Genomic DNA, 25,791 nt, shown 5'->3' with positions numbered 1-25,791 from the left:
TCGTGGACATCAAGACCGCTTCCGCACTCCGCCGCCTGCGCCTCGTCTCGGCCCCCGAGGCCGTGTCGTTCCTGCTGCTGCTCGTCTGCTCGGTGCTCAAGCGCACCACCGACTTCAACGCGGTCCCGGCCATGGGGGCGCTGCACGGGCTCCTCTTCGTCCTCTACGTCCTGTTCTGGCTGGACGCCTGGAACCGCACCAAGTGGTCCTTCGGCCGCGCCGCGATGTACTTCGCCCTCTCGGTCGTGCCGTTCGGCGGCTTCTACGCCGAGCGCAAGCTCAAGGAGGAGGCGCAGGGCGCCGTGGACGCCGCCATCGCCGCCCGTGCCCGCCAGGAGAAGAGCCAGGAAGAGGCCACGGCATGATCGTCGCCTTCTCCGTCACCCCGCTCGGCGTCGGTGAGGACGTCGGCGAGTACGTCGCCGACGCCGTCCGCGTGGTCCGCGAGTCGGGCCTGCCGAACCGCACCGACGCCATGTTCACCTCGGTCGAGGGCGAGTGGGACGAGGTCATGGACGTCGTCAAGCGCGCCGTCGCCGCCGTCGAGGCCCGAGCCCCCCGCGTCTCGGTCGTCATGAAGGCCGACATCCGCCCGGGCGTCACCGGCGGGCTGGTCTCCAAGGTGGAGACGGTGGAGCGGTACCTGGGGGAGTGACCTCGGCGACACGGGCGAGGGCCCGGCCCCAGCGGTGTGCTGCCGCTGAGGCCGGGCCCTCGCATTCGGTGGACGCCACGAGCAGCGTCCCTCTCAGTCGTCGAACGAAGTCGTCGAACGAGATCCCGGCCAGCGGGCCGGGTTCTCCCGTCCACGGGTGGATGCCCTCGGCGCGCCTCCGTTCCTTCGCCGTTTCGCTGATGAACCGAGGACCCGGCTCGTCCCGGAGGCCGCTGTCGCTCAGTGGGCCCTTGTCCGGTTCCGCGTGGAAAAGGCCCAGGAGGAAGCCGCTCGTCCCGTGCGGGACGATCACCCGGTGCTCGGGTCCCACGTGCCGTCCCCGTACCGCGAACGGCCACTGATCCGGGTCGTCCTCCTCCGGCAGCCGGCACACCAGGTCGCCCGCCGTCGTCACCGCCCACGCGATGAGGGGCGGCCGCTCGGCCGGCTGCCGCCCGGCCGGCCGGTCACCGGCGGTTCCCGGCGCCTCAGGCGGCCACAAGTCGCACGCCGGATACGTCTCGCCCGGCATCCAGTCGTGCTCCAGGCCGTCCCCGGTCAGCGCGGCGCGCACGGGTTCCGCGCGGAGTCCGGCGTCAGGCGTCGAAGCCATGGGCGGCAGCGTGTCATCCGGGCGCGACAGCGGTCCGGCCCCGCCCGCGACCGCCACCGACCCGGAAACCGGGACTCCCTCGCCCCGGCCGCCCGCCCTACCCCCTCCTCCGCCCCGCCCCCGGCGACCGGGTGACCCGTCACCCGGTTGCCAGCCCCCGCCGCCCGCACGGCGGCGTCCGGATCGACAGGGCAAGGGGGGTGACGTCTCGTAGGGCTTGCTGGCCCGTCGTCGAACATGTGGAGGGCGTTGTGCGGCCGGACGGTTACGACTACGACACCCACAGCCGAATAGCCGGTCCCCTGACCGAGCCCGCCTCCGACTACCGCGTCGAGTACCGCAGGCTGCTGGCGGCCGAGCCGCACCGGATACGGGCGGTCCTGCTGATGACGCTGGCCCCGCTGCTGACCGGGCTGCTCATGGTCTACCTGGTCTGGCCCAGCCACTGGACCGACCGCGACGGCGGCGAGACCTGGCTGGTGGTGCTCGACCGGACGATGCTGACCGCGATCGGCCTCATCGGCTTCTTCATGCTCGTCAACGTCGTCTCCATCGCCCACGCCACGCTGATGGCCCGCGACCCCGTCCCGGTCACCCCCGAACCCGGCACCCGCGTCGCCTTCCTCACCACCTACGTCCCCGGCAAGGAACCGCTCGCCATGGTGCGGGCCACCCTCCAGGGCGCCGTCCGGCTGCGGCACGACGGTCCGCTGGACGTCTGGCTGCTCGACGAGGGCAACGCCCCCGACGCCCGGGCGCTCTGCGCGGAGCTGGGCGTGCGGCACTTCACCCGGTGGGGCGTCCCGGAGTGGAACCGGCCCGAGGGCGTCCACAAGGCCCGTACCAAGCACGGGAACTACAACGCTTGGATCGCCATGCACGGCGACTCCTACGACTTCTTCGCCTCCGTCGACACCGACCACGTGCCGCTGCCGGAGTTCCTGGAGCGGATGCTCGGCTACTTCCGCGATCCGGACGTCGCCTTCGTCGTCGGCCCGCAGGTCTACGGGAACTACACGGCACCGGTCACCAAGGCCGCCGAGTCGCAGCAGTTCCTCTTCCACGCGCTGATCCAGCGGGCCGGGAACGGCTACCGGGCGCCGATGTTCGTCGGCACCAACAACGTGGTGCGGGTCAGTGCCGTCAAGCAGATCGGCGGCCTCTACGACTCGATCACCGAGGACATGGCCACCGGCTTCGAGCTGCACCGCACCCGCAACCCGCTCACCGGCCGTCACTGGCGCTCCGTCTACACCCCCGACGTGCTCGCCGTCGGCGAGGGCCCCGCCTCCTGGACGGACTTCTTCACCCAGCAGCTCCGATGGTCGCGCGGGACGTACGAGACGCTCTTCAAGCAGTACCGGAAAGCGCCGTTCTCGATGCCGCCGGGACGGCTCCTGTCCTACACGCTGATGCTCGTCTACTACCCGATGACGGCCGTCAACTGGCTGCTCGGCGTCACGAGCTGCGTGCTCTTCCTCTGGTTCGGGGCCTCCGGCACCGAGGTCGCGGCCTCGGTCTGGCTGATGCTCTACAGCGACGCCGCCGCCCTCCAGGTGGGGCTGTACCTGTGGAACCGGCGGCACAACGTCTCGCCGCACGAGCCGCGCGGCTCCGGGGGGCTGGCCGGCATGGGGATGTCCGCGCTCTGCGCGCCGATCTACCTCAAGTCGCTCGGCGCGGCCCTGCTGCGCCGTCCCTGCCGCTTCGTCATCACCCCCAAGGGCGCCGACGCCAGTGCCGACCAGCCGGCGACCTTCCGCATCCACCTCTTCTGGGCCGGGGTGCTGGCCGGCTCCCTGGCCGCCTCCTTCGTCCTCGGCCACACCCACGTGGCGATGCGCACCTGGGCGTTCCTGGGCCTGGCGATCTCCCTGGCGCCGGTCGCCGTCTGGTACGGCACCGGCCTGCTGGAGCGGCGCCGCGCGTTCGCGGCCCTCGCCGCCGTGCGGAGCGCCCCAGCCACCGCCACCGCGACCACCACAGGCGAGGTGGAACCCGCCACCGCCGCCCTCGTCACCAGCACCCCGACCGGAGGGAACTGAGCCATGGCCTACCGGCCGTCCGGGAAGTTCAAGAAGACCGCGCTCGGCGTCGGCGGCGTCGCCGTCCTGGCCGGCCTGAACGCCCCCGCCGCGATCTCCTTCGCGCAGGACCAGTACCACCAGTACAAGATCTCCCAGCCCGCCTACCAGAAGAAGTACGGCTCCTGGAAGCAGGTGTCGATCCCCGACGAGTACAAGACCAACGCCATCCACGCGGCGCTGCTGCACACCGGCAAGGTCCTCATCGTGGCCGGGTCCGGCAACGACCGGGCCAACTTCGACAAGGGCACCTTCGACACCGTGCTCTGGGACCCGAGCGACGACACCTTCAAAAAGGTCGAGACCCCGGAGGACCTCTTCTGCTCCGGTCACTCCCAGCTCGGCGACGGCCGCCTCCTGGTGGCCGGCGGCACCGCCCGCTACGAGGTGCTGGACGGCGCGGTGGAGCGGGCCGGCGGCGGGATGCGGGTGAAGAACGAGAACCCGGACAAGGAGGTGACCCTGAAGAAGGGCACCCGGTTCCGCTCACCCACCGGCGTCGAGTACGTCAGCAGCTTCGACGTGACGGTCCCCAGGGCGGTCAAGAAGGTCGAGGGCGGCGGCGCCGGCCGCAAGGGCGGTGGCGGCCCCGACAAGGTCACCGTCACCGCGAGCGAGGCACGGGTGTGGGTGGAGGCCACCGGCAAGGGCGACGAGTACGCGAGCAAGGGCGCCGCCCAGTACGAGATCGTCGGGCTGAAGGGCGAGGACGCCGACAACACCTACGGCATCGCCGAGAAGATCAGCCTCGACAAGCAGGATTACCAGGGCATCCGCTCGGCCTACGAGTTCGACCCGGTCGCCGAGAAGTACATCCCGGTCGACCCGATGGACAAGGCCCGCTGGTACCCGACGCTCGTCACCCTCCAGGACGGCCGGGTCCTGGCCGTCTCCGGCCTCGACGACGTCGGCGTGATCGACCCCGGCGACAACGAGATCTACGATCCCCGTACGAAGAAGTGGTCCAAGGGTCCCTTCCGCTACTTCCCGACCTACCCGGCGCTCTTCCTCACCAAGGGCGGCAAGCTGTTCTACCCCGCCTCCAACGCCGGGTACGGCCCCGCCGAGAAGGGGCGCGAGCCGGGGATCTGGGACATCGAGAAGAACACCTTCCAGAAGGTTCCGGGCCTCACCGACCTCGACCAGACGGAGACCTCCGCCTCCGTGCTGCTGCCGCCCGCCCAGGACCAGAAGGTGATGGTGCTCGGCGGCGGGGGAGTCGGCGAGTCGGAGAAGTCCACCCGCCGCACCGCCGTGATCGACCTCAAGGAGGAGAACCCGGTCTTCAAGCCCGGCCCGGACCTCCCGCAGGGCACCCGGTACCTCAACAGCGTGATCATGCCCGACGACTCGGTCTTCACCACCGGCGGCTCCTACGACTACCGGGGCCGGGGCGCCTCCAACATCTTCAAGTCGCAGTTCTACGACCCGCGGACCAACTCCTTCTCGCCGGCCGCCGAGCCGACCGTCGGCCGCAACTACCACTCCGAGGCGCTGCTGCTCCCCGACGGGCGGGTGGCCACCTTCGGCTCCGACTCGCTCTTCGGCAACAAGGAGAACACCAAGCTCGGCACCTTCGAGCAGCGCATGGAGGTCTTCACCCCGCCCTACCTGCACAAGGCGGACGGGAAGCGGCCCACGCTCGGCGAGGGGCCGAAGGAGGTGAAGTACGGCGCCACCGCCACCTTCCCGACCAAGGACGCCGGCGCCATCACCAAGGCACGGCTGATGCGGCCGAGCGCCGTCACCCACACCACCGACGTCGAGCAGCGCTCCATCGACGTGGAGCTGAGAAAGACCGAGGACTCGGTCACCTTCACCGTGCCGGAGGACCCGACCCTGGTACCGCCCGGCTGGTACATGGTCTTCGTCAACACCGCCGACGGCACGCCGTCCGAGGCGAGCTGGATCAAGGTCGGCTGACCCTCCGGGCCGGGGCCGGGCACGCGCCCGCCCCGGCTCACCCCTTGGTGTTGCGCGCCAGCCCCAGCGCGTACTCCGGCCACCAGGTGCCCGCCGAGGGGCCGCCCCGGCAGGCGCCGTCGGACTCCCCGGGCCGCTTGATCCACAGGTACGCGTCGAGCAGCGGGTCGCCCGTGCGGGTGGTCGGCGGGGTGCCGAGGGCGCGGCCCGGCGGGTTGCACCAGGCGTCCTGCCCCACCGCGCCCAGCGGCCCGTTGCCGTTGCGGCTGGTGTCCACCACGTAGTGGGCGCCGTCGAGCCGGTCGGAGAGGGCCTTGCCGTAGGCGCGGGTGGCGGTGTCGGTCTGGAAGTTGGAGACGTTGAGCGAGAAGCCGTCCGCCTCGGCGATCCCCGCCCGGCGCAGCGGCCCGGCGATCTTCTCCGGGTCCTCGATCCAGGCCGGGTTGCCCGCGTCCAGGTAGACCTTGACGCCCGGCTGCCGCTTCAGCCGCTCGACGGCGCCGGAGATCAGCGTGGACCGCTCCTCGTGGTACTCGGCGGGGGTGCAGCCGTCCACCATGTGCGGCACCGCGTCCGGCTCCAGCACCACCACGGCCTCGCTGTCCCCGATCGCCGAGGCGAACGCGTCGATCCACTCCCCGTACGCCGCCCGGTCGGCGGCCCCGCCCGCCGAGTGCTGGCCGCAGTCGCGGTGCGGCACGTTGTAGGCGACCAGCACGGCGGTGGAGCCGGACCTCGCCGCCCCGGCGGTGGCCCGGCGGACCGCCGGCACCGGGTCGTCCCCGGCCGGCCAGACGGCGGCCGGCTGCTCGGCGATCCGCTCCAGCAGCGCCGCCTGGTTCTCCTTGCCCTCGACCCGCAGCCGGGCCGCCTCGACGGCGGCCGGGGACTCGGGGTCGACCCAGAACTCGGGGGCGGCCACCGCGGCCGCAGCCGAGCGGGAGGGTTCCGCCTCGCGGCCGTCGGGGGCGGAGTCGTCGCCGGTGCAGGCGGGGGTGGCGGCGAGCAGGGTCAGCAGGCCGAGCGGCAGGAGCGGGCGGGTGAGCCGGGCGGGCAGACGCATCAGCCGGGACATTCCCCAGCCTCCTTGGGGGACGGACGGACGTGCGAAGGGGCGGACCGCCGAGGCCCCGGGGTCCCCGGAACACCGGGGCCGCCCGGCGGGGACGGGCACGCCCGGGCGATCTTCGCACCGGGACGGCCCAGGTCAGGGGCGAGGCCGCGGCCCCGCGCGGCAAGTCCCCCCGATCGGCCCCGCCGCCGGGCCCGAGGCCGCCCGCCGCCCGGCCGGGAAGCCCGGACCGACCGAAGGGCGAGACGGGGCTGACCGCGATATGACCGGCCGGTAGGGTCGTGCCCGTGCCGAAGCCGCTCAGCCTCCCCTTCGACCCCATCGCCCGCGCCGACGAGAGCTGGCGGGAACGGTGGGGGCCCGTGCCCGCCATGGCCGCGATCACCTCGATCATGCGCGCCCACCAGATCCTGCTGGCCGAGGTCGACGCCGTCGTCAAGCCGTACGGCCTGACCTTCGCGCGGTACGAGGCGCTGGTGCTGCTGACCTTCTCGCGCGCCGGGGAGCTGCCGATGTCCAAGATCGGCGAGCGGCTGATGGTCCACCCGACCTCGGTCACCAACACCGTCGACCGGCTGGTCCGCTCCGGCCTGGTCGCCAAGCGCCCCAACCCGCAGGACGGTCGCGGCACGCTCGCCGCCATCACCGAGCAGGGCCGCGAGATGGTCGAGGCGGCCACCCGCGACCTGATGGCGATGGAGTTCGGCCTCGGCGCCTACGACGCCGAGGAGTGCGCGGAGATCTTCGCGATGCTGCGCCCGCTGCGGGTCGCCGCACAGGATTTCGAGGACGCTCCGTAGGGCGCGCACCACGGGGTGAACAAGCCCCGGGGCGCCGCAAGATCGCGTGGGCGGTGCGGTTAGGCTCGGTGCCATGAAACGCAGCGTGCTGACCCGGTACCGGGTCATGGCCTATGTCACCGCAGTCATGTTGCTCGTGCTCTGCGTGAGCATGGTGTTCAAGTACGGCTTCGACAAGGGGGCCGACGTCACCTTCGTGATCTCCCAGGTCCACGGCCTGCTGTACATCATCTACCTGATCTTCGCCTTCGACCTCGGTGCCAAGGCGAAGTGGCCGGTCGGCAAGCTGCTGTGGGTGCTCCTCTCGGGCACCATCCCCCTCGTCGCCTTCTTCGTGGAGCGCAGGATCACCCGCGAGGTCGAGCCGCTGGTCCAGGACCGCGTCCCGGCCGAGGCCAAGGCCCGCGCCTGAGGCCCGCGTCCCACGCACCGCCCCGAGCCCCCGGAAGCCCGCCGCTTCCGGGGGCTCCGGCGTTCCCCATGGGGGGGCGCCTCCCGCACGGATGGCCGTTCCCCATCGACAGGTACTAGGACGTCCTAGTAGTTTGAGGGTATGGACGCTGACGCCATCGAGGAGGGCCGCCGCCGCTGGCAGGCCCGTTACGACCGGGCCCGCAAGCGGGACGCCGACTTCACCACGCTCTCCGGGGACCCGGTCGAGCCCGTCTACGGGCCCCGGCCCGGCGACACCTACGAGGGTTTCGAGCGGATCGGCTGGCCGGGGGAGTACCCCTACACCCGCGGTCTGCACCCCACCGGCTACCGGGGCCGCACCTGGACCATCCGCCAGTTCGCCGGCTTCGGCAACGCCGAGCAGACCAACGAGCGGTACAAGATGATCCTCGCCAACGGCGGCGGCGGACTCTCGGTCGCCTTCGACATGCCGACGCTGATGGGCCGCGACTCCGACGATCCGCGTTCGCTCGGCGAGGTCGGCCACTGCGGCGTCGCCATCGACTCCGCCGCCGACATGGAGATCCTCTTCCGGGACATCCCGCTCGGCGACGTCACCACCTCGATGACGATCTCCGGCCCGGCCGTGCCGGTCTTCTGCATGTACCTCGTCGCCGCCGAGCGTCAGGGCGTCGACCCGGCGGTGCTCAACGGCACGCTCCAGACCGACATCTTCAAGGAGTACATCGCCCAGAAGGAGTGGATCTTCCCGCCCGAGCCCCATCTGCGCCTCATCGGCGACCTGATGGAGCACTGCGCGCGGACCATCCCCGCCTACAAGCCGCTCTCCGTCTCCGGCTACCACATCCGCGAGGCCGGGGCGACGGCCGCCCAGGAGCTGGCGTACACCCTCGCCGACGGCTTCGGCTACGTGGAGCTGGGTCTCAGCCGCGGGCTGGACATAGACGAGTTCGCCTCCGGCCTCTCCTTCTTCTTCGACGCCCACCTCGACTTCTTCGAGGAGATCGCCAAGTTCCGCGCCGCCCGCCGCATCTGGGCCCGCTGGATGAAGGAGGTCTACGGCGCGCGGACCGAGAAGGCGCAGTGGCTGAGGTTCCACACGCAGACCGCCGGGGTCTCGCTCACCGCCCAGCAGCCGTACAACAACGTGGTGCGCACCGCCGTCGAGGCGCTCTCCGCCGTCCTCGGCGGCACCAACTCGCTGCACACCAACGCTCTGGACGAGACCCTCGCCCTCCCCAGCGAGCAGGCCGCCGAGATCGCCCTGCGCACCCAGCAGGTCCTGATGGAGGAGACCGGCGTCGCCAACGTCGCCGACCCGCTCGGCGGCTCCTGGTACGTCGAGCAGCTCACCGACCGGATCGAGGCGGACGCCGAGAAGATCTTCGACCGCATCCGCGACCGGGGCGTCCTGGCCCACCCCGACGGCCAGCACCCCATCGGCCCGATGACCTCCGGCATCCTGCGCGGCATCGACGACGGCTGGTTCACCGGCGAGATCGCCGAGTCGGCCTTCCAGTACCAGCGGGCGCTGGAGAAGGGCGACAAGCGCGTCGTCGGCGTCAACGCCCACACCGGCTCCGTCACCGGAGACCTGGAGATCCTGCGGGTCAGCCACGAGGTCGAGCGTGAGCAGGTGCGCGAGCTGGGTGAGCGCCGGGCCCGCCGGGACGACGCGGTGGTCCGCGCGAGGCTCGCCGAGATGGTCGAGGCGGCCCGCTCGGGCGCCAACATGATCGCCCCGATGCTCGACGTGGTCCGCGCCGAGGGCACCCTCGGCGAGATCTGCGACGCCCTGCGCGACGAGTGGGGCGTCTACACCGAGCCGCCCGGCTTCTGACCGTCCCCCGGCGCGGCCGTGCGAAGGCCGCCGCTCCCCGCTCCGGGGGCGGCGGCCTTCGGGCCTCGGCACCGCTACGCCTCGAAGTCGACCACGGTGATCTCCTCGGCCGCCTCGTAGCCGGCCAGCGCCAGCCCCAGGCCGAAGAAGGTCGGTGCCCACTCGCCGACGTAGATCCCCCACCGGTCGGCCCGGTCCATCCCGCGGGACTCGGCCTTCAGCGAGGCCGCCCACGAGCAGACGGAGAGACCGATGGAGGCGAAGGCGGCGGCGTAGGCGTGCTCGCTCTTCAGCCCCTTGTCGTGCAGCTTCTTGACGATCATGGCGCTCCCTGGGAGAGGGAAAGGGGGACGTTCTCATCGTCGGCCCCCTGGGCACCGCCCGCATCCGGGGCCCGGTCAGCCCATCGCGGCCGGCAGCCCGGCGATCAGCAGTCCGGCCAGCGCCTGGGCCCACACCTCGTCCACCGGCTCCGCGCTGACCAGGACCCGGTGGACCACGGTGCCGGCGATGACGTCGAAGATCAGGTCGGCGTGCTGCTCGGCGACGGCCGGCTCGGTGTCGTGGGGGAGTTCGCCGCGGCGCTGGGCGCGTTCGCGGCCCTGGAGGACCAGCCGCTTCTGGCGGTCCACGATGGCGGTGCGGATGCGCAGCCTGAGCGCCGGGTCGGAGGTGGACTCGGCGACCACCGCCATGAGCGCCGTGCGGGTCTCGGGGCGCTGGAGCAGTTCGCCGAACTGGAGGACGACGCCGACCACGTCGGCGGCGAGGCTGTCGCCGTCCGGAAGCACCAGTTCGTCGAAGAGTTCCGCGACCGCGTCCACCACCAGCTCGTTCTTGCCGGCCCACCGCCGGTACAGCGTGGTCTTGGCGACCCCGGCCCGCTGGGCCACGTCGCCGAGCGACATCCGGGACCAGCCGATCTCGACGAGGGCCTCCCGTGTCGCGGCCAGAATCGCGGCGTCCGCCGTGGCGCTGCGCGGGCGCCCGGTGCGGGCGGGAGGGGTGCGGCTCTGCATGGCAGCGACTGTATCCAGAGCTACCGAACGGTCAGTATGTGCCCGCGCCGTGACCCGGATCACCCACCCCGTCCTGACACGGAGTGCCTTTGGCAGTTACGCTACGACCCGTAGCGAAAGCTCGTGCGCATCCACGGGCGACAACCACAGGCGCGGGTGGGGACCCGGCGCCGGACCGGCTCCGGCCGGAGCAGCACGACAGCACGCCATGCGGCAGCAGTACGGCGCCGGTTCACCGGCGCAGGGGAATCGCCGCCGTCCGCCGTTCGACGGGTTTCCCACCACGCGCGCGGAGGGGGGAGGATGTACGCATGCAGCCACGGAACATGTCCATGAGCGGAGTCGTCGACCTCGCCGCGGTGAAGCAGGCCCAGGAAGCCAAGGCCAAGGCCGAGCAGGCCCGCGCCGAAGCCGCCCGACAGGGCGGAACCGGTGCGGTACCCGCGTCGAGCCTGGTCATCGACGTCACCGAGGCCGGCTTCGAACGCGACGTCCTCCAGCGCTCCACCGAGGTCCCGGTCGTCATCGACTTCTGGGCCGAGTGGTGCGAGCCGTGCAAGCAGCTCGGCCCCCTGCTGGAACGCCTCGCGCACGAGTACAACGGCCGCTTCCTGCTGGCCAAGGTCGACGTCGACGCCAACCAGACGCTGATGCAGCAGTTCGGCATCCAGGGCATCCCGGCCGTCTTCGCCGTCGTCGCGGGCCAGGCCCTGCCCCTCTTCCAGGGCGCCGCCCCCGAGGCGCAGATCCGGGAGACCCTCGACCAGCTCATCCAGGTGGGCGAGGAGCGGTTCGGTCTGACCGGCCTCACCGTCGACCCCGGCTCCGACGCGGGCGACCCCGCCGCCGTCCCCGAGGAGCCCGCCGGGCCGTACGACGCCTTGCTGGAGGCCGCCGTCCAGGCGCTGGACGCCGGTGACCTCGACGGCGCGGTCCGCGCCTACCAGAACGTCCTCTCCGACGACCCGGCCAACACCGAGGCCAAGCTCGGCCTCGGCCAGGCCGAACTGCTGCGCCGCGTCGGCGGCCTGGACCCGCAGCAGGTCCGCCAGGACGCCGCCGAGCGCCCGGCCGACGTCGCCGCGCAGACCGCCGCCGCCGACCTGGATCTGGTGGGCGGCCACGTCGAGGACGCCTTCGGCCGGCTGGTCGACACCGTGCGGGTCACCGCGGGGGACGACCGGAACAAGGCCCGCCTCCATCTGCTCGACCTCTTCGAGGTGGTCGGCGCCGAGGATCCGCGGGTGACCGCGGCCCGTACCGCCCTGGCGCGGGTGCTGTTCTGAGTGCCTGACCCGTCTCCGCGTGCTCCTGTGGCGCGCGGAGCGATTTGACGACAGAGAGACCCAAGCGGCCGCGCTTTACCAAAACTTGGTAATCGCGGCCGCTGTTACTCGCAGTAAGTCCGGCCTCGTCGTCCATCCCGCTCTGTCATCCCGAGTGGTGATTTGTCACCCGCCCTCGCGGTACCGTCCGTACCCGCTCGGTACCGCTGTGCCGCGCTCCGGCCGTCCAGCCGTTACCAGCCGGTAACGAACCCCTTGTGCCCGGGCCCCGAATGCACCACGATCGGCGACGCTCGGTCCATTCCCCGCACCCCGGCAGCCATCCGGGTCACGGGTTCTCTGGGTCCCCACCGAGCAGGTCGAGACCGCGGGTCCCGGCCTGGACAGGGGGGTCTCTGCCGACGGCAGGGCCTGTCCGAACCGGCTGCGCATCCCCGTGCGAGGCGTGGCCAGTGGTTGTCGCTCGGGGGTGATCGCCGCCGAACCGGACACCCCGCGCCCACGAGGCGTGGCGTGCGCGGTCGTAGGCGCTCTCCTTGCCGAGGACGTAGCACTTCTCCCATCCCTGCCCGGCTGAGCCGCCCATTCGGGAGCAGTCAGAGGCCGGAGATGTACGTCCGAGAAGGAGGAATGTCATGGAGTCCGTGGCTCGTGGCGGGACCAGATGGAAGCGGTTCGCCGTCGTCATGGTGCCCACCGTCGCCGCTACCGCGGCGATCGGCGTGGCCGTGTCGCAGGGCGCGCTCGCGGCGTCGTTCGCCGTGTCCGGCCAGTCGTTCAAGGTGTCGGCCGACAAGCTCGTCGGCAACGGGTTCGTCCAGTACGGCGGTGTGGACACCGGTTACGACCTGAAGGGCAAGAAGGGCGCCCACCCGGTCGCGATCTCCGCGTTCAAGACCGCGCAGATCAACAACATGTGCCAGTCCGTCGTCACGCCGGACGTGCCGCTCATCGGCACCATCAGCCTCCAGCTGAAGGCCGGTACGGGCAAGGCGCCGGTCGAGGCCGAGAACCTCTACATCGACGTCGCCCAGCTCGACGCCGACGCCGAGTTCAAGAACATCAACATCGGTGTGGCCGCCGGCGAGAGCACCAAGGGCCCTGGCATCAAGAAGGGTGACCAGGCCAACCCGTACGGCTTCTCGCAGGAGGCCGACTCGGCCACCCTGAAGAACGTCAAGCAGACGGCGTGGGCGACCACCGCCGGAACCTTCAAGCTGAGCGGTCTCAGCATGAAGCTGCACAAGGGCGTCAAGGAGTGCTACTAAGCGCTCCCTCGGCGGGCGCGGAGCAGGCCGCGGCGCGCCCGGGGCGTGAGCCCCGGAGCGCCGCGGCGGGTTCCCCGCCCGCCACTCCAACTTCTCTCCACGCATTGCCGGTTCCAGGGAGCTGTTTTCCATGAGCGCCGAGTCCCCAGGGCTGAGCGACCGATTTCACTACTGGCGGCGTCGCTTCCGGATGTGGCGCGGCACCCGTCCGTTCTGGGCGGGCCTGCTGACGATGCTGGGCGGCATCCCCATCGCCTATCTGCCGTACGCACAGCTCACGCTGGGGCAGTTGAGCCTGCGGATGGGCACCCCGACGGGCGCGGGATCGCTGATCATCGGCCTGCTGCTGATCACGCTCGGCCTGACGATGTGGTTCCAGTCCATCGTCCGGGTGTTCGCGGGCGTCGCGGCGATCCTGCTCGCGCTGGTCTCCATACCGGTGTCCAACCTCGGCGGGTTCCTGATCGGGTTCCTGCTGGCCATGTTCGGCGGGGCCCTCTCGATCTCCTGGGCTCCGGGCACGACCGCTCCCGAGGGGAGCGGGCAGGGCGCGCAGCCGGCCGAGGCCAGGCCGGAGCAGGAGCCGGCCGGTCCGGTCGTCCAGTCTGCCGCGCCGAAGCCGGAGCCGGTCACCGGAGGCGGGAGCGCCCCGGTGGACGGCACGACACTTGAGACCAACGGCGGGAGGCACCGTGCGGGGTGACGAGGCGCAACTGGCTGCCGGCGAGGGCGGTAAAGCCCTCGGCAGAACCGGGCCGCGTCACGCGGCCCCCCGGAAGTCGCTGCTGACGAAGCTCCAGATACCCGCGGGCAAGGCGTTCGCGCTGGCCGCGATGCCCACGGCGGTCTTCGTGGGCATGGGACTGACACCCAAGCTGGCCCTGGCCGACGACAAGGCGGACATCCCGCGCGGGGGCCCCTGCGTCACCCGCTCCGACGAGCCGTCCGAGTCGGCCGAGCCGGACGCGAGGCCCACCCCCGAGCCCGGCGCCTCCGAGCCGGCCTCGCCGGGCGCCACGCCCACCCCGTCCGCCTCCGCGTCGGCCCCGGCCGACGGCGGCACCGGGAGCAAGAAGCCGGCGCCCGATCCGGCGGACGAGCAGCCCACCGCCGAGCCGGAGCCGGAGAAGACCCGCAACCCGCTCGACCCGCTGGGCGTCGGCGACGCGCTCAGGGACCTCTTCACCCCCGGGGACAAGAAGTCCGAGGAGCCCGAGCCGGAGCCCTCCGCCTCCGAGAAGGCCGACGGCGTCCCGGGCGGTACCGCGGAGCCGGAGAAGGACGCCGGCCAGGCGGACTCCGGTGGCGCGGCGGACAAGAAGGCGGCCGACGACAAGGCGGACGAGAAGAAGGCCGCCGAGAAGAAGGCGGCCGACAAGGCGAAGGCCGAGAAGGAGGCCGCTGAGAAGGCCGAGGCCGAGAAGGAGGCCGCTCTCAGCCCCGCCGAGCAGCTGAAGAAGGAGATCGAGGAGGCCGCCCGCAAGAACGGCGTCTCGGTCAGTGAGCTGGCGGCAGGGGCACAGGGTGCCGTCGGCGGTGCGGACGACGACCCGTGCGCGCCGGACCCGAAGGCCCTCGCCGACCTCGACCTGGAGCCGGGCATCCCGCTCCTGCCGGACGATCCGTGGCGGCTGGAGAGCAGCCGGCTGACGCTGGGGGGCCTCGACTACCACGGCGTGGTCAAGGTCAAGACGTACAGCGGCACGGTGAAGCCGGTCCTGAAGTTCACGGCGAAGACCACGGACATCAAGGACCTGCACCAGCTCACCGTCGGTCCCAAGGGGCAGACCGGCCACGTGCGGGCCGCGTCGGGCTCGACCTCGACGATCAGGGACGGCGAGGTCACCATGTACACCGAGGAGCTGAAGGGGAACCTCTTCGGGCTCATCCCGATCACCTTCAACCCCGAGAGCCCGCCCCCGCTGAACGTGCCCTTCGCCTTCTTCACCAAGGTCAAGGTGGTCCAGGCCGGTCAGTTCGGCGGCACGCTCACCGTGCCGGGCCTCCAGAACTACTTCACCGACGGCGACTGACCAGGCCGTCGCCCCCGACCGTCCGGGAGCCGCACAAGACCGTGGCCCGCGTCCTCAGCCGAGGACGCGGGCCACGCTCGTGCCGCCGGGCCCAGCGGGGCAGTGCCGGCCCGGCGGAGCCGGGGGGTCAGCCGCGGGAGCCGAGGTGGTGGACCCGGACCATGTTGGTCGTGCCGGGCACACCGGGGGGCGAACCGGCGGTCATGACGACCGTGTCACCGTCGTTGAACCGCTTCAGCCCGACCAGCTCGTCGTCGACCTGCGTCACCATCGCGTCGGTGTTGTCGACGTAGTCGACGACGTGGCTCTCCACGCCCCAGCTCAGGGTGAGCTGGTTGCGGGTGGCCTCGTCCGTGGTGAAGGCGAGGATCGGCTGGGCGGCGCGGTAGCGCGAGAGCCGCCGGGCGGTGTCCCCGGACTTGGTGTACGCCACCAGGGCGCGGGCGCCGAGGAAGTCGGCGATCTCGGCGGCGGCGCGGGCCACGGCGCCGCCCTGGGTGCGCGGCTTCTTCCCCGGGACCAGCGGCTGGAGGCCGCGCGAGAGCAGCTCCTGCTCGGCGGCGACGACGATCTTGGACATCGTCTTGACCGTCTCGATCGGGTAAGCGCCGACGCTGGACTCGGCGGAGAGCATCACCGCGTCGGCGCCGTCCAGGATGGCGTTGGCGACGTCGGAGGCCTCGGCACGGGTCGGCCGGGAGTTGGTGATCATCGACTCCATCATCTGGGTCGCCACGATCACCGGCTTGGCGTTGCGCCGGCAGAGGCTCACCAGGCGCTTCTGCACCATCGGGACCTTCTCCAGCGGGTACTCCACCGCGAGGTCGCCGCGGGCCACCATGACGCCGTCGAAGGCGAGGACGACCGCCTCCATGTTGGCGACCGCCTGCGGCTTCTCGACCTTGGCGATGACCGGGACCCGGCGGCCCTCCTCGTCCATCACCTTGTGCACGTCCTTGACGTCCTCGGCGTCCCGGACGAAGGAGAGGGCGACCAGGTCGCAGCCCATGCGCAGGGCGAAGCGCAGGTCCTCGATGTCCTTCTCGGAGAGGGCCGGGACGTTGACGGCGGCGCCGGGCAGGTTGATGCCCTTGTGGTCGGAGATGACCCCGCCCTCGATGACGATGGTCCGGACGCGGGAGCCGTCGACCGCGGTGACCTTCAGTTCGACGTTGCCGTCGTTGATGAGGACGGGGTCGCCCTTGGCGACGTCGCCGGGCAGCCCCTTGTAGGTGGTGCCGCAGATCGACTTGTCGCCGGCCACGTCCTCCGTGGTGATGGTGAACTCGTCACCGCGCACCAGCTCGACCGGACCCTCGGCGAAGGTCTCCAGCCGGATCTTGGGGCCCTGGAGGTCGGCGAGGACGCCCACCGCCCGGCCGGTGTCCGCGGCCGCCTGCCGGACCCGGCGGTACCGGTCCTCGTGCTCGGCGTGCGAGCCGTGGCTCATGTTGAAACGGGCCACGTTCATGCCTGCCTCGATGAGCGCTTTCAGCTGCTCGTACGAGTCGACGGCGGGGCCCAGCGTGCAGACGATTTTGGAACGGCGCATGGGGCGATCCTATCGGTTTGTTTCCGTGCGGAATATTCCATCTGGCGGAAGATACATATGGGCGGACGGGTGCTCAGCCGGGCGGTCGGGCGGGGGAGTCGGCGCCCTCCGGCGCCGGCCGGGTATCCGGTCCGACCAGGGCGTAGGTCTGCTCGGCGATCTCCATCTCCTCGTCGGTCGGCACCACCGCGACGGCCACCCGCGAGGAGCCGGGCGAGATCAGCCGCGAGGTGCCGGAGCGGACCGCGTTCAGCTCCGGGTCCACCGCCATCCCGAACCCTTCCAGACCGTCCACCGCCGCCTGGCGCACCGCGGCCGCGTTCTCCCCGACTCCCGCGGTGAAGACCACCGCGTCGAGGCGGCCGAGGACCGCCGCGTAGGCGCCGATGTACTTCTTCAGCCGGTGGACGTACATGTCGAAGGCGAGCCGGGCGTCCTCGTCCCCCTCGTCCATGCGCCGGGTGATCTCGCGCATGTCGTTGTCCCCGCAGATGCCGAGCAGGCCGCTGCGCTGGTTGAGCAGGGCGTCGGTCTCGTCGGTCTCCATCCCGGCGACCCGCTTCAGGTGGAAGACGACGGCCGGGTCGATGTCACCCGAACGCGTGCCCATCATCAGCCCCTCCAGCGGCGTCAGCCCCATCGAGGTGTCGACGCAGACGCCCCCGCGGACCGCCGCCGCCGAAGCGCCGTTGCCCAGGTGGAGGGTGATGAGGTTCAGCTCCCGCGGAGGCCGCTCCAGCAGCTCGGCGGTCTTGCGGGTGACGTAGCCGTGCGAGGTGCCGTGGAAGCCGTAGCGCCGCACCCGGTGCGCGTCGGCGGTCTCCCGGTCGATGGCGTACCGGGCTGCGTACTCCGGCATCGTGGTGTGGAAGGTGGTGTCGAAGACGGCCACCTGCGGCAGGTCCGGGCGCAGCTCGCGGGCGGTGCGAATGCCCATCAGGTTGGCCGGGTTGTGCAGCGGAGCCACCGGCACCAGCCGCTCGATCTCGGCGAGCACCGCGTCGTCGACGACGGTCGGCCGGGTGAACCGCCGCCCGCCGTGCACCACCCGGTGGCCGATCGCGGCCAGTTCGGGGGAGTCGAGGCCCAGTCCGTCCTCGGCCAGCTCGGCGGCGACCGCCTCCAGCGCCTGACGGTGGTCCCCGATCCGCCCGGACCGCTCCCGCCGCTCGCCGGACCCACCGGTCAGCGGCGTGTGGACCAGCCGCGAGGCGGCCTCGCCGATCCGCTCCACCAGGCCGACCGCGAGCCGGCTGCCGTCGGTCATGTCGAGGAGCTGGTACTTGACCGACGAGGATCCGGAGTTGAGGACGAGGACGCGGCGGGGAAGCGGCCCCTGCTCGGTACTCACGTGCTGTCTCCTTCCCGGTGCGGGCCCCGGGTCCCGGGCGCGCTCACGCGCCGCTCTCCTGGGCCTGCACCGCGGTGATCGCGACGGTGGTGACGATGTCCTGGACGAGCGCGCCCCGGGAGAGGTCGTTGACCGGTTTGCGCAGGCCCTGGAGGACCGGGCCGACCGCCACCGCCCCGGCCGAACGCTGCACCGCCTTGTACGTGTTGTTGCCGGTGTTGAGGTCCGGGAAGATCAGTACCGTCGCCTGCCCGGCCACCTGGGAGCCGGGCAGCTTGGCCGCCGCCACGGTCGGCTCGACGGCCGCGTCGTACTGGATGGGCCCCTCGATCAGCAGGTCCGGGCGCCGCTCGCGGGCCAGTTCGGTGGCCTCGCGCACCTTCTCCACGTCGGCGCCCGCACCGGAGCTGCCGGTCGAGTAGGACAGCATCGCGATCTTCGCGTCGACACCGAAGCGGGCGCCGGTCAGCGCCGACTGCACGGCGATGTCGGCCAGCTCCACCGCGTTCGGGTCGGGGTTGACGGCGCAGTCCCCGTAGACCAGTACCCGGTCGGCGAGGCACATGAAGAAGACCGAGGAGACCAGGGTGGCGTCCGGGCGGGTCCGGATGATCTCGAAGGCGGGCCGGATGGTGGCGGCCGTGGAGTGCGCCGAACCGGAGACCATGCCGTCGGCCAGCCCCTCCTCGACCATCAGCGTGCCGAAGTAGTTGACGTCGGCGACCACGTCGTACGCCAGCTCCTCGGAGACGCCCTTGTGGGCGCGGAGCGCGGCGTACCGCTCGGCGAACCGCCGCCGCAGCTCCGACTCCTGGGGATCGACCAGCTCCGCCCCGCCGATGTCCACGCCGAGGTCGGCGGCCTTCTTGCGGATGGTGTCGACCGGGCCGAGCAGGGTCAGGTCGCAGACCGAACGGCGCAGCAGCACGTCGGCGGCGCGCAGCACCCGCTCCTCGGTGCCCTCCGGGAGCACCACCCGGCGGCGGTCGGCGCGGGCCCGCTCCAGCAGCTTGTGCTCGAACATCATCGGCGTGACCCGGTCGGTGGAGCCGACCGAGATCCGGTCCAGCAGCTCTTCGGTGTCCACCCAGGACTCGAAGAGGCCGAGCGCGGTCTCCGCCTTGCGCGGTGTCGCCGCGTCCAGCCGGCCCTCCAGGGTGAACAGGCGGGTCGCGGTGGGAAAGCTGTTGCCCGGTACGGACACGACCGGCGTGCCCGGCGCCACCCGCGAGGCGAGGGTCAGCACCTCGGCCCCCGGCCGCTCACCGAGGGTCAGCAGCACCCCGGCGATCGGCGGGGTGCCGGCGCTGTGCGCGGCCAGCGCCCCCACCACCAGGTCCGCCCGGTCGCCGGGGGCCACCACCATGCAGCCCGGGGTGAGCGCGTGCAGGAAGGTCGGCAGGGTGGCGCCGCCGAAGACGAAGTCGAGCACGTCCCGGGCGAGCCCGGTGTCGTCGCCCAGCAGGACCGTCCCGTCCAGGGCGCGGGTGATCTGCCGGACGGTCGGCGCCGAGAGCGCCGGGTCGTCGGGCAGGACGTGGCACGGCACCGGGAGGCGGGCCCGCAGCCACTCCTCGACGGCCTCGCGGTCCCCGGCCGCGACCCGGTTGACGCCCAGGGCCAGTACGTCGCAGCCGAGCGCGTGGTAGGCGCGGTAGGCGTTGCGGGCCTCCGCGCGGACCGACTCGGCGCTCTGCGCGCGCCCGCCGACCACCGGCAGCACGGAGGCGCCGAACTCGTTGGCGAGACGGGCGTTGAGCGCCAGTTCGTCCGGGAGCTGGGTGTCGGCGTAGTCGGTACCGAGGACCAGGACCACCTCGTACTCCCGGGCGACGGCCAGATAGCGGTCGACGAGGCGCGAGACCAGGGCGTCGGTGCCCTGCTCGGCCTGGATGCCCGCGGCCTCGCGGTAGTCGATGCCGTGGGCGGTGGCCGGGTCCTGGCTGAGCCGGTAGCGGCCGCGCAGCACCTCGAAGAGGCGGTCGGGACCGTCGTGCACCAGGGGCCGGAACACCCCCACCCGGTCGACCCGGCGGGTCAGCAGCTCCATCAGACCGAGTTCGAAGACCTGGCGGCCGTCGCCCCGGTCGGTGCTGCCGAGGTACACGCTGCGTGCCACGCGTCCGCTCCTTCCGCTGGTCCCGCGCCGCAGCCGGCCGGGAGCCCGATGCGTACGTCTGTGCTCCTCCGGTCGCCTGCCCATCCTCGGCGGACGCGACCCCTGCCGCCGCCGGATCCTTACGAGGGGCCGCCTTCCGGAACCCGGAGTGGAGTGGTGCCGCTTTTGCTACGGTATGCACTCCGACGATACCGGTGTGCGGGCGGCGGCTCCTGTTCGGCGGCGTGGACGCTCCGCCGGTCAGGGGTGAGGGCCCGCGGCCGGGGCAGGCGGCCGGTGGAGCGCGGCGGAGCCCGGACCCCGCGCGACCGGCCGGGCGGTGCCAGGTGCGCCGCACGTGACCTGGGACACGGACGGGAAGGCCGCCGTGTCAGAATTCGCACCGGTCCGTCTCCCCGGCGGCCGCTCCGCCGCAGCCGCGCCGGACGGACCCGGGCCCGGGCCGCGACACGGACGAACGGCCAGTATCGAGCAGGAGAGACAGCACGATGCGTATCGGAATCCTCACCGCAGGCGGCGACTGTCCCGGCCTGAACGCCGTGATCCGCTCGGTCGTGCACCGCGCCGTCACGCACCACGGCGACGAGGTCATCGGCTTCGAGGACGGCTACAAGGGCCTCCTGGACCGCCGCTACCGACCCCTCGACCTCAACGCCGTCAGCGGCATCCTCGCCCGCGGCGGCACCATCCTCGGCTCGGCCCGCCTGGAGCGCGGCCGTCTCGCCGAGGCCTGCGAGAACGCCCCGGAACTGGCCCGCGAACTCGGCATCGACGTGCTGATCCCGATCGGCGGCGAGGGCACGCTCACCGCGGCCCGGCTGCTGTCCGAGGCGGGGATGCCGGTCGTCGGCGTACCGAAGACCATCGACAACGACATCTCCGCCACCGACCGCACCTTCGGCTTCGACACCGCCGTCGGTGTCGCCACCGAGGCCATCGACCGGCTCAAGACCACCGCGGAGTCGCACCAGCGCGTCATGGTCGTCGAGGTGATGGGCCGGCACGCCGGCTGGATCGCGCTGGAGTCCGGCATGGCCGGCGGCGCCCACGGCATCTGCCTGCCCGAGCGGCCCTTCGACCCGGCCGACCTGGTCAAGATGGTCGAGGAGCGGTTCGCGCGCGGCAAGAAGTTCGCCGTCATCTGCGTCGCCGAGGGCGCCCACCCGGCCGAGGGCACCATGGCCTATGGCAAGGGCGCCATCGACCAGTACGGCCACGAGCGGTTCCACGGCATCGGCAACGCGCTCGCCGGTGAACTGGAGCACCGCCTCGGCAAGGAGGCCCGCCCGGTCATCCTCGGCCACGTCCAGCGCGGTGGCAGCCCCACCGCCTACGACCGCGTCCTCGCCACCCGCTTCGGCTGGCACGCGGTGGAGGCCGCGCACCACGGGGAGTTCGGCCGGATGACCGCGCTGCGCGGCACCCGGGTCGAGATGGTCCCGCTGGCCGAGGCGGTCACCGAGCTCAAGACCGTCCCGCAGGACCGCATGGACGAGGCCGAATCGGTCTTCTGAACCGCTCCCCGACCACCGCCGACGGCGGCGCGCCAGGATGTCCGGTGCGCCGCCGTCCTCGCGTGCGCGAACACGGGACGCCCGGGTGGCGCTCACTGCCAGCGGTAGCGCAGCTCCGGACGCCCGACGGTGCCGTACTGCGGGGCGCGTACCGCGCGGCCCGCGGTGACCAGGTGCTCCAGGTAGCGGCGGGCGGTGATGCGGGAGATCCCGACCTCCTCGCCGGTGGCCGCCGCCGTCAGGCCCTCGGGCGCCCCGCGCAGGGCGCTGGTCACCCGTTCCAGGGTGGGGGCGCTGAGGCCCTTCGGCAGGACGGCCGGCTGCGGGGCCCGCAGGGCGCTCAGGGCCTGGTCCACCTCGGCCTGGCCGCTGGCCTCCCCGACGGCGGTGCGGAACTGGGCGTACCGCGCCAGGCGGTCCCGCAGCGTCGCGAAGGTGAACGGTTTGAGGACGTACTGGACCACGCCCAGCGACACCCCTTCGCGGACGATCGCCAGGTCGCGGGCCGAGGTCACCGCTATCACGTCCGCCCGGTGCCCGGCCGCCCGCAGGGAGCGGGCCAGCTGGAGACCGTGCCCGTCCGGCAGGTACAGGTCGAGCAGGAGCAGGTCGACCGGGAACCGCTCCAGCGCGCGCTGCGCCTCGGCCCCCGAGTGCGCCACCCCCACCACGGTGAACCCGGGCACCCGCTCCACGTACGTCCGGTGCGCGTCGGCCGCCACCGGGTCGTCCTCCACCACCAGCACCCGTACCGGGCCCGGACCGCCTTGCCCGCCGCGGGGCGCGCCCGCGCCGTCGTAGCCGGCGGGCCGGTCGTGGTGGGCGGTCATCTGCGGCTCTCCAAGGGGGCTTCGTCGGTCGGGGCGGGGGTCGGCTGCGGGGCCGTCGCGGGCGGGCCCGCGCCGGTGCGCGCGGGGGGCCCGGCCGAGGGGGAGGAGAACGGGACGCGTACCTCGAAGGAGGCGCCGCCACCCGGGGCCTCGCCCACGCTGACCGTACCGCCGTGCCGTTCGGCCGTCTGCCGGACCAGCGCCAGCCCCAGGCCCCGGCCGCCGCCGTCCTTGGTCGACCAGCCCCGGCGGAAGACCTCCTCGCCGTCGCGGACGCCCGGGCCGTTGTCGGCGACCCGCAGCAGCAGCCCGTCGGCCTCGGCACGGGCGGTGACCGCGATCCGGGCCCCCGGGGTGGCGGAGACGGCCTCCATCGCGTTGTCGATCAGGTTGCCCAGCACCGTGACCAGGTCGCGGGCGGGCAGCTCCGGCGGGAGCACCCCGTCGTCCAGGCGGCTGTCCTCGTGCACGGTCAGCTCGGTGCCGCGCTCGTTGGCCTGCGCCGTCTTGCCCAGCAGCAGCGCGGCCAGCACCGGCTCGCCGACCGCCTGCACCACCTGGTCGGTGAGGGTCTGGGCCAGCTCCAGTTCGGCGGTGGCGAACTCCACCGCCTCGTCCGCCCGGCCCAGCTCGATCAGCGAGACCACGGTGTGCAGCCGGTTGGCCGCCTCGTGCGCCTGCGAGCGCAGCGCCTGCGAGAAGCCGCGCTCGGAGTCCAGCTCGCCGGTGAGCGCCTGGAGCTCGGTGTGGTCGCGCAGGGTGACGACGGTGCCGCGCTGCTCACCGGCGGCGACCGGCGAGGTGTTGACCACCAGGACCCGGTCGGCGCTCAGGTGCACCTCGTCGACGCGTGGCTCGGCCGCCAGCAGCGCCCCTGTCAGCGGGGCGGGCAGGCCCAGCTCGTCGGCCCGGTCGCCGACGCCGTGCTCCGGGGCGAGCCCGAGCAGCTCCCGCGCCCCGTCGTTGATCAGCGCGATCCTGCGCTGCCCGTCGAGCATCACCAGGCCCTCGCGCACGGCGTGCAGGACCGCCTGGTGGTAGGCGTACATGTGGCTGAGCTGGGCGGCGTCCATGTCGTGGGTGTGGCGGCGCAGCCGCGCGTTGATGACGTACGTGCCGACCCCGCCGACCGCCAGGGTCAGCCCGCCCACCGTGAGCAGCGTCAGCACCTGGTCGCGCAGCCGGGCCGCGATCTGGTCGACCGTGATGCCCGCGCTGACCAGCCCGATCACCTCGCCGTCGGCCCGGATCGGGGTGACCACCCGCACCGAGGGCCCGAGCGTGCCGGTGTACGTCTCCTGGAGGGTCCGGCCACTCAGTGCCTCCTCGGTGTGGCCGAGGAAGCGCTCGCCTATCTGCCCCTCGTCCGGGTGGGTCCAGCGGATGCCGTCGGTGTCCATGATGGTGACGAAGTCGACGTCCGCGTCCCGGCGGACCTCCTCGGCGTACGGCTGGAGGACGCGCGAGGGGTCGCCGCCGGCCTGGATCGCCTCGCGTACCGAGGGGGAGTCGGCGACCGCGCGGGCCGTGGCGCCCGCCTGGCGGCCCGCCGCCTCCTCGGCCTGGCGCCGGTCGGAGAGGAACGCGAACAGGACACAGCCGAGGATCAGCAGGCCCACCAGGAACACCTGCATCGCGAAGAGCTGACCGGCGAGGCTGCGGGGACGACGGAGGGGCATGCCGGACAGTCTGCCTGGCCGGAAGTGCGCGAACTAAATGAACGCAAGGGTGACCGCCCTCACAGCCTGCGAAAGAGTCGCGGCACCGCCAGCACGTGAGCCGCACGCACTGAGCGTTGTGCAGGCATGTCCCGCTCACCCGCCCCGGGCCTGGAGCGTCGCTTGCACGTCCTGCGCCGGGCAGCCGCCCGAGGCAGGTCCGCATCCCGACGACGACGTCCAAGGAGGCCCCCGTGGCTGCTGCCGCCAAACGGGACAGAACCCACTACCTGTACATCGCCGTGATCGCCGCGGTGGTGCTCGGCATCCTCGTCGGCTTCGCCGCCCCGTCGCTGGCCGTCGAGCTGAAGCCGCTCGGCACCGGCTTCGTCAACCTCATCAAGATGATGATCTCGCCGATCATCTTCTGCACGATCGTGCTGGGCGTCGGATCGGTCCGTAAGGCGGCGAAGGTCGGTGCGGTCGGCGGTCTCGCCCTCGGCTACTTCATCGTGATGTCGACCGTCGCCCTCGCCATCGGCCTGGTCGTCGGCAACTTCCTGGAGCCGGGCCACGGTATGCAGCTCACCGACGAGCTGCGCGGCGCCGGCGAGGCCCAGGCCAGCGACGGCAGCGAGTCCACCGTCGACTTCCTCATCGGCATCATCCCGACCACCATGGTCTCCGCCTTCACCGGCGGCGAGGTCCTCCAGACCCTGCTGATCGCTCTCCTGGTCGGCTTCGCCGTGCAGGCCCTCGGCAAGTCCGGTGAGCCGATCCTGGCCGGCATCGGCCACATCCAGCGGCTGGTCTTCCGGGTCCTCGCCATGATCATGTGGGCGGCCCCCGTCGGTGCCTTCGGCGCCATCGCGGCGGTGGTCGGCGAGACCGGCGTCGACGCGCTGAAGTCGCTGGCCGTCATCATGATCGGCTTCTACGTCACCTGTCTGGTCTTCGTGGTCGTCGTGCTCGGCGCGCTGCTGCGCATCTGCACCGGGGTCAACATCCTCAAGCTGCTCAAGTACCTGGGCCGCGAGTTCCTGCTGATCCTCTCCACCTCCTCGTCGGAGTCGGCGCTGCCCCGCCTCATCGCCAAGATGGAGCACCTGGGCATCTCCAAGCCCGTCGTCGGCATCACCGTCCCGACCGGCTACTCCTTCAACCTCGACGGCACCGCCATCTACCTGACGATGGCCTCCCTCTTCGTCGCCGAGGCGATGGGCAACCCGCTCTCCGTGGGTGAGCAGGTCTCCCTGCTCCTCTTCATGATCATCGCCTCCAAGGGCGCGGCGGGCGTCACCGGCGCCGGGCTCGCCACCCTGGCGGGCGGTCTCCAGTCGCACCGGCCCGAGCTGGTCGACGGTGTCGGCCTGATCGTCGGCATCGACCGCTTCATGTCCGAGGCCCGCGCCATGACCAACTTCGCGGGCAACGCCGTGGCCACCCTGCTCATCGGCACCTGGACCAAGGAGATCGACCGCGACCGCGTCACCAGGGTCCTCGCCGGGGAGATCCCCTTCGACGAGAAGACCCTGGTCGACGACGGCCACGGCGGTCCGGCCCCCGAGGACGTCGAGGCGCCGCCGGTCAAGGACGGTTTGGCCCAGGACACCCCCGAGCCCGCCGCGGGACCGGCCGACGGCGGCGTCCCCCTCCAGAAGTCCAGCACCTGACCCACACCTCGCGCCGCGCCTCACATCCCCCCGAGGCGCGGCGCGCCCCGGACCGGGCATCCCCCCCCACCGCCCGGCCCGCGAACG

Annotated in this window: 21 protein-coding genes; 13 read left to right on the top strand and 8 right to left on the bottom strand. The window is 72.2% G+C overall.

Going from position 1 to position 25,791, the window contains the following annotated elements; genetic code table 11:
* The first annotated feature begins 2 nt into the window (after positions 1–2).
* The 4 genes from Sdia_RS25550 (at position 3) to glxA (ending at position 5,275) form a co-directional block, all read left to right on the top strand.
* The gene (locus tag Sdia_RS25550) at positions 3–365 is read left to right on the top strand and encodes a DUF3817 domain-containing protein (RefSeq protein WP_100454996.1); all 363 of its coding nucleotides are present in this window, start codon (positions 3–5) and stop codon (positions 363–365) included.
* Positions 362–655: an MTH1187 family thiamine-binding protein gene (locus Sdia_RS25545; protein ID WP_100454997.1), complete on the top strand. Its 294-nt coding sequence runs from the start codon at positions 362–364 to the stop codon at positions 653–655. Before Sdia_RS25550 ends, Sdia_RS25545 begins: the two co-directional genes overlap by 4 nt.
* An 864-nt stretch (positions 656–1,519) precedes the next feature.
* Complete coding sequence (locus tag Sdia_RS25540) at positions 1,520–3,313, top strand: glycosyltransferase family 2 protein (protein ID WP_115068066.1); 1,794 nt, start codon at positions 1,520–1,522, stop codon at positions 3,311–3,313.
* 3 nt (positions 3,314–3,316) lie between these two features.
* On the top strand, positions 3,317–5,275 hold the full coding sequence (gene glxA / locus Sdia_RS25535) for a radical copper oxidase GlxA (RefSeq protein ID WP_100454999.1): 1,959 nt from the start codon (positions 3,317–3,319) through the stop codon (positions 5,273–5,275).
* 37 nt (positions 5,276–5,312) lie between these two features.
* On the opposite strand, the gene Sdia_RS25530 is transcribed toward glxA, so the two are convergent.
* Complete coding sequence (locus tag Sdia_RS25530; RefSeq protein WP_100455000.1) at positions 5,313–6,350, bottom strand: glycoside hydrolase family 6 protein; 1,038 nt, start codon at positions 6,348–6,350, stop codon at positions 5,313–5,315.
* Positions 6,351–6,634: 284 nt separating this feature from the next.
* Here Sdia_RS25530 and Sdia_RS25525 point away from each other — a divergent pair, with 284 nt between their 5' ends.
* From Sdia_RS25525 to icmA, 3 genes are all read left to right on the top strand, one after another.
* Positions 6,635–7,147 (top strand): MarR family winged helix-turn-helix transcriptional regulator, encoded by a 513-nt coding sequence (locus Sdia_RS25525; RefSeq protein WP_115068236.1) that lies wholly within the window; start codon positions 6,635–6,637, stop codon positions 7,145–7,147.
* A gap of 73 nt (positions 7,148–7,220) precedes the next feature.
* On the top strand, positions 7,221–7,559 hold the full coding sequence (locus Sdia_RS25520) for a DUF3817 domain-containing protein (RefSeq protein ID WP_100455001.1): 339 nt from the start codon (positions 7,221–7,223) through the stop codon (positions 7,557–7,559).
* Positions 7,560–7,700: 141 nt separating this feature from the next.
* Positions 7,701–9,401: a coenzyme B12-dependent isobutyryl-CoA mutase large subunit gene (gene icmA / locus Sdia_RS25515; protein ID WP_100455002.1), complete on the top strand. Its 1,701-nt coding sequence runs from the start codon at positions 7,701–7,703 to the stop codon at positions 9,399–9,401.
* Between the two features lie 74 nt (positions 9,402–9,475).
* Here the strand turns inward: icmA and Sdia_RS25510 are convergent, their stop codons facing one another.
* Positions 9,476–9,724 carry a hypothetical protein gene (locus Sdia_RS25510; protein WP_100455003.1) on the bottom strand — a complete coding sequence of 83 codons (249 nt, stop codon included), beginning with the start codon at positions 9,722–9,724 and terminating at the stop codon, positions 9,476–9,478.
* Between the two features lie 75 nt (positions 9,725–9,799).
* Positions 9,800–10,420, bottom strand: a complete 621-nt coding sequence (locus Sdia_RS25505) for a TetR/AcrR family transcriptional regulator (RefSeq protein WP_100455004.1) — start codon at positions 10,418–10,420, stop codon at positions 9,800–9,802.
* A gap of 311 nt (positions 10,421–10,731) precedes the next feature.
* Here Sdia_RS25505 and Sdia_RS25500 point away from each other — a divergent pair, with 311 nt between their 5' ends.
* From Sdia_RS25500 to Sdia_RS25485, 4 genes are all read left to right on the top strand, one after another.
* On the top strand, positions 10,732–11,706 hold the full coding sequence (locus tag Sdia_RS25500) for a tetratricopeptide repeat protein (protein ID WP_100455005.1): 975 nt from the start codon (positions 10,732–10,734) through the stop codon (positions 11,704–11,706).
* Between the two features lie 635 nt (positions 11,707–12,341).
* On the top strand, positions 12,342–12,974 hold the full coding sequence (locus Sdia_RS25495) for a DUF6230 family protein (RefSeq protein WP_100455006.1): 633 nt from the start codon (positions 12,342–12,344) through the stop codon (positions 12,972–12,974).
* 130 nt (positions 12,975–13,104) lie between these two features.
* Positions 13,105–13,677 (top strand): DUF6114 domain-containing protein, encoded by a 573-nt coding sequence (locus Sdia_RS25490; protein ID WP_100455007.1) that lies wholly within the window; start codon positions 13,105–13,107, stop codon positions 13,675–13,677.
* Positions 13,667–15,007, top strand: coding sequence for a hypothetical protein (locus Sdia_RS25485; RefSeq protein WP_100455008.1), 1,341 nt, complete (start codon positions 13,667–13,669; stop codon positions 15,005–15,007). Before Sdia_RS25490 ends, Sdia_RS25485 begins: the two co-directional genes overlap by 11 nt.
* 127 nt (positions 15,008–15,134) lie before the next feature.
* On the opposite strand, the gene pyk is transcribed toward Sdia_RS25485, so the two are convergent.
* From pyk to pta, 3 genes are all read right to left on the bottom strand, one after another.
* Positions 15,135–16,559, bottom strand: coding sequence for a pyruvate kinase (gene pyk / locus Sdia_RS25480; protein WP_189499764.1), 1,425 nt, complete (start codon positions 16,557–16,559; stop codon positions 15,135–15,137).
* Between the two features lie 73 nt (positions 16,560–16,632).
* Complete coding sequence (locus Sdia_RS25475; RefSeq protein WP_189499763.1) at positions 16,633–17,910, bottom strand: acetate kinase; 1,278 nt, start codon at positions 17,908–17,910, stop codon at positions 16,633–16,635.
* A 43-nt stretch (positions 17,911–17,953) separates the two neighbouring features.
* Positions 17,954–20,029 carry a phosphate acetyltransferase gene (pta, locus tag Sdia_RS25470; RefSeq protein WP_189499762.1) on the bottom strand — a complete coding sequence of 692 codons (2,076 nt, stop codon included), beginning with the start codon at positions 20,027–20,029 and terminating at the stop codon, positions 17,954–17,956.
* 488 nt (positions 20,030–20,517) lie between these two features.
* On the opposite strand from pta, the gene Sdia_RS25465 reads away from it, so the two are divergent.
* Positions 20,518–21,543, top strand: a complete 1,026-nt coding sequence (locus Sdia_RS25465) for an ATP-dependent 6-phosphofructokinase (protein ID WP_100455012.1) — start codon at positions 20,518–20,520, stop codon at positions 21,541–21,543.
* A 92-nt stretch (positions 21,544–21,635) separates the two neighbouring features.
* Here the strand turns inward: Sdia_RS25465 and Sdia_RS25460 are convergent, their stop codons facing one another.
* Together Sdia_RS25460 and Sdia_RS25455 are read right to left on the bottom strand one after the other, a co-directional pair.
* Positions 21,636–22,373 carry a response regulator gene (locus Sdia_RS25460; protein WP_100455013.1) on the bottom strand — a complete coding sequence of 246 codons (738 nt, stop codon included), beginning with the start codon at positions 22,371–22,373 and terminating at the stop codon, positions 21,636–21,638.
* Positions 22,370–24,007 (bottom strand): sensor histidine kinase, encoded by a 1,638-nt coding sequence (locus tag Sdia_RS25455; RefSeq protein WP_100455140.1) that lies wholly within the window; start codon positions 24,005–24,007, stop codon positions 22,370–22,372. The genes Sdia_RS25460 and Sdia_RS25455 overlap by 4 nt, the downstream gene beginning before the upstream one ends.
* Positions 24,008–24,285: 278 nt before the next feature.
* Here Sdia_RS25455 and Sdia_RS25450 point away from each other — a divergent pair, with 278 nt between their 5' ends.
* A complete protein-coding gene (locus tag Sdia_RS25450; protein WP_115068070.1) occupies positions 24,286–25,704 on the top strand; it encodes a cation:dicarboxylate symporter family transporter in 1,419 nt (472 codons plus the stop codon).
* Positions 25,705–25,791 lie beyond the last annotated feature (87 nt).

The organism is Streptomyces diastaticus subsp. diastaticus (assembly GCF_011170125.1).
In the GTDB taxonomy this organism is placed as follows: Bacteria; Actinomycetota; Actinomycetes; order Streptomycetales; family Streptomycetaceae; genus Streptomyces; species Streptomyces diastaticus.
Note: the sequence above shows the minus strand (reverse complement) of the source record. Positions and strands in the feature narration are given on the sequence as shown.